We start from the raw sequence: 9,241 nt of genomic DNA on the forward strand, positions 1-9,241 counted from the left end.
CGTGGCCGACGCAGAAGCCGGTTTTGGCGGCGTGCTGAACGCGTTTGAACTGATGAAGGCCATGATCAAGGCCGGTGCCGCTGGCGTTCACTTTGAAGACCAGCTGGCTTCCGTCAAGAAATGCGGCCACATGGGCGGCAAGGTGCTGGTGCCAACGGCGGAAGCCTGCCAGAAACTCATCGCTGCCCGCATGGCTGCCGACGTTTGCGGCGTGCCTACCCTGGTGATTGCCCGTACCGATGCCGAAGCCGCCGACCTGCTGACCAGCGACTACGACGAAAACGACAAGCCTTTCCTGACCGGTGAGCGCACCGCGGAAGGTTTCTACAAAACCAAAAAAGGCATGGAGCAGGCGATCAGCCGCGCCGTTGCCTATGCAGAATACGCCGACCTGGTGTGGTGCGAAACCGGCACGCCCGATCTGGAGTTCGCCAGGAAGTTTGCCGATGCCGTGCACGCCAAGCATCCCGGCAAGATGCTGGCCTACAACTGCTCGCCCTCGTTCAACTGGAAGAAAAACCTGGACAACGCCACCATTGCCAAGTTCCAGAAAGAACTGGGCGCGATGGGTTACAAGTACCAGTTCATCACCCTGGCTGGCATCCACTCCATGTGGTACAACATGTTCGATCTGGCCCAGGACTACGTGGCGCGCGGCATGACCGCCTATGTCGAGAAGGTGCAAGAGCCCGAATTCGCAGCGCGCGACCGCGGCTACACCTTTGTGTCGCACCAGCAGGAAGTCGGCACCGGTTACTTCGACGAAGTGACCACCGTGATCCAGGGCGGCAAGTCCAGCGTGACCGCGCTGACCGGCTCGACCGAAGAAGAGCAGTTCCACTGAGCTGAGATGACAGCCGGCGCGGCGTAAAATTGCGCCATTCCGGCTTTATGCTTTTAAGCGCGGCTCGTCCGCGCTTTTTTATTTTTGTTTTCGAAACCATGATTCAAATCACACTTCCTGACAGCTCCACACGCGACTACTCCGAACCGGTGACGGTGGCCCAGGTTGCTGCATCCATCGGTGCCGGCCTGGCCAAGGCGGCCCTGGGCGGAAAAGTTGATGGAAAGCTGGTCGATACCTGCTTTCTTGTCAGTCAGGACAGTGCCGTTTCCATCATCACCGCCAAGGATGCAGAAGGGCTGGAGCTGATTCGCCACTCCATGGCCCACTTGCTGGCCTATGCCGTCAAGGAGTTGTTTCCGGACGCGCAGGTCACGATCGGCCCGGTCATTGAAAACGGGTTTTTCTACGATTTTTCGTACAAGCGCCCGTTCACCCCGGACGACCTGGTGGCGATTGAAAAGCGCATGACCGAGATTGCCGCCAAGGACGAGCCGGTGACGCGCCGCGTGCTGCCGCGCGACGAAGCCGTGGCCTATTTCAAAGGCATGGGCGAGCACTACAAGGCCGAAATCATTGCCAGCATTCCCGCCAACGAGGACGTGTCGCTGTACCGTGAAGGCAATTTTGAAGACCTGTGCCGCGGCCCGCATGTGCCTAGCACCGGCAAGCTGAAATTTTTCAAGCTCATGAAAGTGGCCGGCGCCTACTGGCGCGGCGACCACCACAACGAAATGCTGCAACGTGTGTACGGCACGGCCTGGGCCACCAAGGATGAGTTGCAGCAGTACCTGACCATGCTGGAAGAGGCCGAAAAGCGCGACCACCGCAAGCTGGGCAAAGAGCTCGATTTGTTCCACATCGACGACCATGCGCCTGGCCTGGTGTTCTGGCACCCCAAGGGCTGGACGGTGTGGCAGGGCGTTGAGCAGTACATGCGCAAGGTTTACCAGGACAATGGCTACCAGGAAGTCAAGGGCCCGCAACTGCTGGACAAGGGACTGTGGGAAAAAACCGGCCACTGGGACAAGTACCGCGACAACATGTTCACGACCGAGAGCGAGAAGCGTGACTTCGCGCTCAAGCCGATGAACTGCCCCGGTCACATCCTGATCTTCAAGCAGGGCATCAAGAGCTACCGCGACCTGCCGCTGCGCTACGGCGAGTTCGGCCAGTGCCACCGCAACGAGCCCACGGGCGGGTTGCACGGCATCATGCGGGTGCGCGGCTTCACGCAGGACGACGGCCACATTTTCTGCACCGAAGAGCAGATCCTCAGGGAATGCGTGGACTACACGACCCTGCTGCAAAAGGTGTACGCCGACTTCGGCTTTAAGAACATCATCTACAAGGTCGCGACGCGGCCCGATGCGCGCATTGGCTCCGACGAGAGCTGGGACAAGGCCGAGCAAGCGCTGATCGAAAGTTTGCGGGCGTCTGGCTGCGAGTATGAAATTTCCCCCGGCGAAGGTGCGTTTTACGGCCCCAAGATCGAATACACGCTGAAAGACGCGATTGGCCGCCAGTGGCAGTGCGGCACCATGCAGGTCGATTTTTCGATGCCCGAGCGGCTGGACGCCGAATACGTGGGCGAAGACGGTGCGCGCCATCGTCCGGTGATGCTGCACCGAGCGATTGTGGGCAGCCTGGAGCGATTCATCGGCATTTTGATCGAAGAGCATGCCGGCGCGCTGCCGACCTGGCTGGCGCCAAACCAGGTTTCCGTCCTCAATATCACCGATTCCCAGGCTGATTACGCCCGGGAAGTGGCCAAAACGCTGCAAAATCAAGGGCTTAGGGTCAGCCTGGACCTGCGCAATGAGAAAATTACGTATAAAATACGGGAGCACTCCATGCAAAAGCTCCCTTACATCCTTGTCGTAGGCGACAAAGAGAAGGCCGCTGGCGCGGTTGCAGTGCGCGCCCGGGGCAACAAAGACCTTGGCGTGATGTCGCTTGAGGCGTTTGCCCTGCAAATTGCCTCCGACATTGCACAAAAAGCCTGATTTCATGATGATTTCGGCCTCTGGTCCAAGCAGGACGGGCGCAAGCCGCTATAGCTTTTATAGCAAGCATTGAAGGATTATTGCCATCGCTACTGAATTTCGTGACCGCCGTCACCGCGAAGAACGCAAGCACCGCTTGAACCGTGAAATCATGGCTCCTGAAGTTCGACTCTCGGGGCCCGACAACGAGCCTTTGGGCGTTGTCAGCATCATGGAGGCCCTGCGCCTGGCCGGTGAAGCGGACGTGGACCTTGTCGAGATCTCGCCCACGGCGGTGCCGCCGGTGTGCCGGCTGATGGACTACGGCAAGTTCAAGTACGCCGAGCAGAAAAAGGCGGCGGAAGCGAAGTCCAAGCAAAAAGTGATCGAGATCAAGGAAATCAAGTTCCGGCCCGGCACTGACGATGGTGACTACAACATCAAATTGCGCAATATCAAGCGCTTTTTGGAAGATGGCGACAAGTGCAAGATTACCCTGCGCTTTCGCGGTCGTGAAATTACGCACCAGGAACTGGGCTTGGCCCTGCTGGCGCGGATTCGTGACGAGTTGGCCGATCTGATTTTGGTGGAGCAGTTCCCCAAGCTCGAAGGCCGGCAGATGGTCATGATGATCGCGCCGGGCCGCAAGAAACCCGGTGCCAAGCCGGCGGCAGACACGGCACCGGCCGCTTCGGCCTGACGGCCGGGGCGTGCCAAAGATTCGGGGATGCCGCACGGCGCTCCTGTGAAAGCCGGTGATAAGCCGGTTTCCAAAAGTAAAGGGCTTACACCTTTTGCGTAACAAGTGGCGAGGTTAAAAACTCGCCACTAACAAGTGGCAAGCGTCAAAACTCGCCACTAACAAGTGGCAAGCGTCAAAACTCGCCACTAACAAGTGGCTCGGGGCCATCAAGTCTGCGTAAGGTTCGCAGCGCCTCACGAGCACAAATGAAAAGGAGCATTCACATGCCCAAAATGAAGACCAAGAGCGGCGCTAAAAAGCGTTTCCGCGTTCGTCCTGGTGGCACCGTCAAGCGCGGTCAAGCCTTCAAGCGTCACATTCTGACCAAGAAGACCACCAAAAACAAACGTCATCTGCGTGGAACAACAGCTGTTCATGAGACCAACATGGGTCACATGGCACAGATGCTGCCAGGCCGTGGCATTTAATTAACGACGAACAAGGAGTACTCACATGCCTCGCGTCAAACGTGGTGTAACGGCTCGCGCCCGCCACAAAAAAGTTTTAGCCCTTGCAAAAGGTTTCCGCGGCCGCCGCGGTAACGTCTTCCGCATCGCCAAAGAAGCGGTGATGAAGGCCGGTCAGTATGCCTACCGTGACCGCCGTACCAAGAAGCGCGTGTTCCGCCAGTTGTGGATCGCCCGTATCAATGCTGCAAGCCGTTCTTTCGGCATGACCTACAGCCAGTTTGCCAATGGCCTGAAAAAAGCCGGTATCGAGATTGACCGCAAGGTCTTGTCCGATATGGCGATTCACGACAGCGCTGCTTTCGGCGCCATCGTCGAGCAGGTCAAAGCCAAGCTGGCCGCCTGATTTTCAGGGCAACATGCTATTAAATTAATAGCTGCTTGCGCACGAGAATAAAGGGCTGGAGCTTGAAAAGGCTCTGGCCCTTTTTCATGATTTTCCGCATGGTAGCGCCGTCACTTCCCTAGTCCGCACAAAAGAACTTATGAACCAACCCGATGCCCTCGATGCGCTGGTCAGCAGCGCCCAAACCAGTTTTGCGCAGGCCCTGACGCCCGCCGATCTGGAAAATGCCAAGGCGCAGTTTCTGGGCAAATCGGGCCGCGTCACCGAGTTGATGAAGGGCATGGCCGCCCTCAGCGTTGAAGAAAAAAAATCCCGCGGCGCCGCCATCAACCTGGCCAAGCAGGCGATTGAAGCCGCGCTGAACGAGCGCCGCCAGGGCCTGGCCAATGCCGAACTGGAAAAGCAGCTGAAAGCCGAGGCGCTGGACGTCAGCCTGCCCGGCCGGCAACGCGCCCAGGGCGGCCTGCATCCGGTGTCGCTCACGCTGGAGCGAATTGAAGCCATTTTTGGCTCCATGGGTTTTGAGGTAGCGCAGGGCCCCGAGATTGAAACCGACTGGTTCAATTTCACCGCGCTCAACACGCCCGAGGATCATCCGGCGCGCTCCATGCACGACACCTTTTATGTGGAAGGCGGCACTGAAGCCGCGCCCAATTTGCTGCGCACCCACACCAGCCCGATGCAGATCCGCCATGCGGTGCAGCATGTCAAAAAACACCGAGCGCTGATTGACGCAGGCGGTGCCATGCCTGAAATTCGTGTCATCGCACCCGGTCGCACCTACCGCGTTGACAGCGACGCCACCCATTCTCCGATGTTTCACCAGTGCGAAGGCCTGTGGATTGGCGAGAACGTGAGCTTCAAGGACTTGAAGTTTGTGTTCACCGATTTTTGCCGCACCTTTTTTGAAAGCGATGACCTGGTGCTGCGCTTTCGTCCCAGCTTTTTCCCGTTCACAGAGCCCAGTGCCGAGATCGACATCCAGTTCCAGACCGGGCCCCTGGCGGGCCGCTGGCTGGAGGTCGCGGGTTCGGGTCAGGTGCACCCGAACGTGGTGCGCAACATGGGCCTGGACCCGGAAAAATACATCGGCTTTGCCTTCGGCATGGGGCCTGACCGCCTGACGATGCTGCGCTATGGCGTGAACGACTTGCGCCTGTTCTTTGATGGCGACATCCGTTTCCTGTCCCAGTTCCAGTCATAAGAAAAAGAACAAGGCCTCAACATGCAATTTCCAGAATCCTGGTTGCGCGAATTCTGCAACCCGCCCCTCACCACCCAGCAACTGGCCGATACCCTGACCATGGCCGGGCTGGAGGTCGAAGAACTCAAGCCGGTGGCACCGCCTTTCACCCGCATTGTGGTGGGCGAGATCAAGGAAGCGGTGCAGCACCCCAATGCCGACCGCCTGCGGGTGTGCCTGGTCGATGTGGGGCAGGGCAGCCTGCTCAACATCGTTTGCGGCGCCCCCAACGCCCGGGTCGGCATCAAGGTGCCTTGCGCCATGGTGGGTGCAGAGTTGCCTCCGGGTGAGGATGGCAAGCCCTTCCTGATCAAGGTGGGTCAGCTGCGCGGCGTTGAAAGCCAGGGCATGCTCTGCTCGGCCCGCGAGCTCAAACTGTCTGAAGACCAAGGCGGTCTGCTGGAACTGGCGGCTGACGCGACCTTGGGCCAGGACATCCGCGAGCACCTGCAGCTTGATGACACCTTGTTTACCCTGAAACTCACGCCCAATCTGGCGCACTGCCTCAGCGTCTACGGTGTCGCACGCGAAGTCGCAGCGCTGACGGGCGCGCCCCTGAAGACGCCTGCGTTTCCGGCCGTGGCGGTGGCCGACGCGACCCGTTTGCCGGTCAGGATCAGCGCGCCCGACCTGTGCGGCCGGTTCTCGGGCCGCGTGGTGCGCAACGTCAATACCCAAGCCGCGACCCCCGCCTGGATGGTGGACCGCCTGGCGCGTTGCGGCCAGCGCAGCGTGACGGCGCTGGTGGACATTTCCAACTATGTAATGTTCGAACTGGGTCGCCCCTCGCATATTTTTGACCTCGACAAAATTCACGGCGGACTCGATGTGCGCTGGGGTAAGCCGGGAGAGACGCTCAAGCTGCTCAACGGCAACACCGTGACGGTGGACGAAAAAGTCGGCGTGATTGCCGATGACGCGCAGGTCGAATCCCTGGCCGGCATCATGGGCGGTGACGCGACCGCGGTCTCTGATGACACCCGGCATGTCTATGTCGAAGCCGCATTCTGGTGGCCCAAGGCGATTGCCGGGCGTTCACGCCGCTACAATTTTTCCACCGATGCCGGCCACCGTTTTGAGCGCGGTGTCGATCCCGGCCAGACCGTCGAACACCTGGAGCGCATCACCCGGCTGATTCTCGACATCTGCGGCACGCCAGAAACCGTGTGCGGCCCGATGGACGATGCGCAGGTGAATTTGCCCCAGCCCAGCGCGGTCACCCTGCGCGTCGCGCGTGCGGCCAAAGTCATCGGCATGCCGTTGACGCAGGCGCAGTGCCTGGATGCGCTCCAGCGTCTGGACCTCTCCGTCAGCGAGGGCGATGGCACTTTGATCGTGACGCCGCCGAGCTACCGCTTTGACCTGCAGATCGAGGAAGACCTGATCGAGGAAGTGGTGCGCATGGTCGGCTACCAGCAGCTGCCCAACACCCCACCGCTGGCGCCCATCACCGCCAAAATCCGGCCCGAGGCCGAGCGCAGCCCGTTTGCCGTGCGCCGCGCGCTGGCGTCGCTGGGCTACCAGGAAACCATCAATTTCAGCTTTGTCGACGAGCGCTGGGAGCACGAGCTGGCCGGCAACGCCAATCCGATCCGCCTGCTCAACCCGATCGCCAGCCAGATGAGCGTGATGCGCTCCTCGCTGCTGGGCTCTCTGCTGCAGGTGCTCAAGTTCAACCTCGACCGCAAGGCCCCGCGTGTGAACGTGTTTGAGCTGGGGCGGGTGTTCTTGCGTGATGCGCAGAGCCAGAACACCGACACCACCGTGGCCGGGTTTAACCAGCCGATGCGGCTTGCCGGCCTGGCCTATGGCCCGCGCGCCACGCTGCATTGGGGCCAGCCCGACAAGGCGGTGGACTTTTTTGACATCAAGGGCGACGTTGAAGCCTTGCTGGCCCCACTGCAGGCCGAGTTTGCGCCGGCCGCCCATCCGGCCATGCACCCTGGCCGCTGCGCCCGCGTGACGGTGGCTGGCCGGCCGATCGGCTTTGTCGGCGAGCTGCATCCGCAATGGCGGCAGGGCTATGAGCTGGCCCAGGCGCCGCTGCTGTTTGATCTGGAACTTGACGCCGTGTTGCTGCGCCCGGTGCCGCTCTTCAAGCCCGTCAGCAAGCTGCAGCCGGTGGAGCGCGACATCGCCGTGATCGTGCCGGAAAGCGTGACGCATGCCGCGATGATGAAGGCCATTCATTCGGCCTTCGAGGCGGGAAGCCTGCAGGGTCTGCTCAAGGACGCGACCTTGTTCGACGTCTATCGGCCACTGCAGGCCAATGCCAGCATGCAGCTGGGTGAGAAGAGCCTGGCCGTGCGTCTGGTGCTGTCCAGCGACACTGCGACACTGACCGATGAAAATATTGATGCGGCGGTTCAGGCCGTGCTGCAAAATCTGCAGAATCAATTGCAGGCCCGTCTGCGCAGCTGATGCCTCTACAACAAAAACACAGCCTCCCGGAGGATAGTCCCATGGAATTTTCTGTCGAAAGCCTGGAAACCCCGGCGCTTACCAAAGCGCACCTGGCCGAACTGCTGTTCGAACAGATCGGGCTCAACAAGCGCGAGTCGAAAGACATGATTGACGCGTTTTTTGACCTGATTTCAGACAGCCTGGTGGACGGAAACGATGTCAAGATCTCTGGTTTTGGCAATTTCCAGATTCGCACCAAGGCCCCACGCCCAGGGCGGAATCCGCGAACCGGCGAGGCCATTCCCATCCAGGCGCGCCGGGTGGTGACTTTTCATGCCAGCCACAAGCTCAAGGACCAGATCCAGGGCGACAGCGTCGCTGAGCAAGAAGCCTGAATTGCCCGCCAGGGGCGGCCGGGCGGCACGACTTATCCAGCATGGTCGGCGGATGTTTCAACGTGTGACCGAACAACACCCATGAAAAAACTCCGGCAACCCTTTGCGCTAAGATTCGACTTAGAGTAGATTTGGAGGTTTCCTCTTTAGCGCATTGATTTAATTGGATTTAATTGGACAAGGCCCTTCCCCCCATTCCCGCCAAACGCTACTTCACCATCGGTGAAGTCAGCGATCTGTGCGGCGTCAAACCTCATGTTCTGCGTTACTGGGAGCAGGAGTTCACCCAGCTTCGGCCGATGAAAAGACGCGGTAACCGCCGCTACTACCAGCATCAGGAAGTCCTGATGATTCGCCGCATTCGTGACCTGTTGTACGACCAGGGTTTCACCATCAGCGGCGCGCGCAACAAGTTGCACGAAATCGTTCAGATCGACAGGGACAAGCGGCGCAACGGCGAGGTGATGCTGGATGGGGTCGACGTGCTGGACGCCGGCGACTCCGTGCCGCCCGATTTTGACGACTCCGTCATGGACTTTGACGACAGCCAGTTTGGCTCGACCGACATGAGCAGTGCAAGTCTCGCGCTGCAGCGGCTGCAACTGGTTCGCCGTGAGCTGTTCGAAATTCGCGACTTGCTGAGCGCAACGCACTGAGGTCCACTTCGCGCCGCGTTATAATTCAAGGCTTGTCGGTGTGTGGCGCAGCCTGGTAGCGCACTTGCATGGGGTGCAAGGGGTCGAAGGTTCGAATCCTTTCACACCGACCATTAGACAGTACAGAGGCCTCTAAGTAGCGATACCTAGAGGCCTTTTT

9 protein-coding genes and 1 tRNA gene are annotated in these 9,241 nt (G+C 59.8%); all 10 read left to right on the top strand.

The genetic code is table 11. The features are described from left to right. Nucleotides 1–844: isocitrate lyase (gene aceA / locus RMO23_RS07205; protein WP_309679937.1), on the top strand; the 844-nt coding region annotated here is incomplete at its 5' end. A gap of 98 nt (nt 845–942) precedes the next feature. Beyond that, nucleotides 943–2,850 (top strand): threonine--tRNA ligase, encoded by a 1,908-nt coding sequence (gene thrS / locus RMO23_RS07210; protein WP_309679938.1) that lies wholly within the window; start codon nt 943–945, stop codon nt 2,848–2,850. Between the two features lie 76 nt (nt 2,851–2,926). After that, complete coding sequence (gene infC, locus RMO23_RS07215; RefSeq protein WP_309679958.1) at nt 2,927–3,529, top strand: translation initiation factor IF-3; 603 nt, start codon at nt 2,927–2,929, stop codon at nt 3,527–3,529. A gap of 266 nt (nt 3,530–3,795) precedes the next feature. Continuing rightward, complete coding sequence (rpmI, locus tag RMO23_RS07220) at nt 3,796–3,999, top strand: 50S ribosomal protein L35 (protein ID WP_309679940.1); 204 nt, start codon at nt 3,796–3,798, stop codon at nt 3,997–3,999. Between the two features lie 25 nt (nt 4,000–4,024). Continuing rightward, nucleotides 4,025–4,384 carry a 50S ribosomal protein L20 gene (rplT, locus tag RMO23_RS07225; RefSeq protein WP_011483030.1) on the top strand — a complete coding sequence of 120 codons (360 nt, stop codon included), beginning with the start codon at nt 4,025–4,027 and terminating at the stop codon, nt 4,382–4,384. Nucleotides 4,385–4,523: 139 nt separating this feature from the next. Next, a complete protein-coding gene (pheS, locus tag RMO23_RS07230) occupies nt 4,524–5,588 on the top strand; it encodes a phenylalanine--tRNA ligase subunit alpha (RefSeq protein ID WP_309679949.1) in 1,065 nt (354 codons plus the stop codon). A gap of 21 nt (nt 5,589–5,609) precedes the next feature. Continuing rightward, on the top strand, nt 5,610–8,048 hold the full coding sequence (gene pheT, locus RMO23_RS07235; RefSeq protein WP_309679952.1) for a phenylalanine--tRNA ligase subunit beta: 2,439 nt from the start codon (nt 5,610–5,612) through the stop codon (nt 8,046–8,048). Between the two features lie 41 nt (nt 8,049–8,089). Beyond that, entirely contained in the window at nt 8,090–8,425 is a 336-nt protein-coding gene (locus RMO23_RS07240; protein ID WP_309679954.1) for an integration host factor subunit alpha, read from the top strand. Between the two features lie 173 nt (nt 8,426–8,598). Continuing rightward, on the top strand, nt 8,599–9,081 hold the full coding sequence (locus RMO23_RS07245) for a MerR family transcriptional regulator (RefSeq protein ID WP_309679956.1): 483 nt from the start codon (nt 8,599–8,601) through the stop codon (nt 9,079–9,081). A 36-nt stretch (nt 9,082–9,117) separates the two neighbouring features. Beyond that, a tRNA-Pro gene (locus tag RMO23_RS07250) sits at nt 9,118–9,194 on the top strand. Nucleotides 9,195–9,241 lie beyond the last annotated feature (47 nt).

The sequence above is a fragment of the Polaromonas sp. genome (assembly GCF_031411155.1).
Lineage (GTDB): Bacteria > Pseudomonadota > Gammaproteobacteria > Burkholderiales > Burkholderiaceae_C > Polaromonas.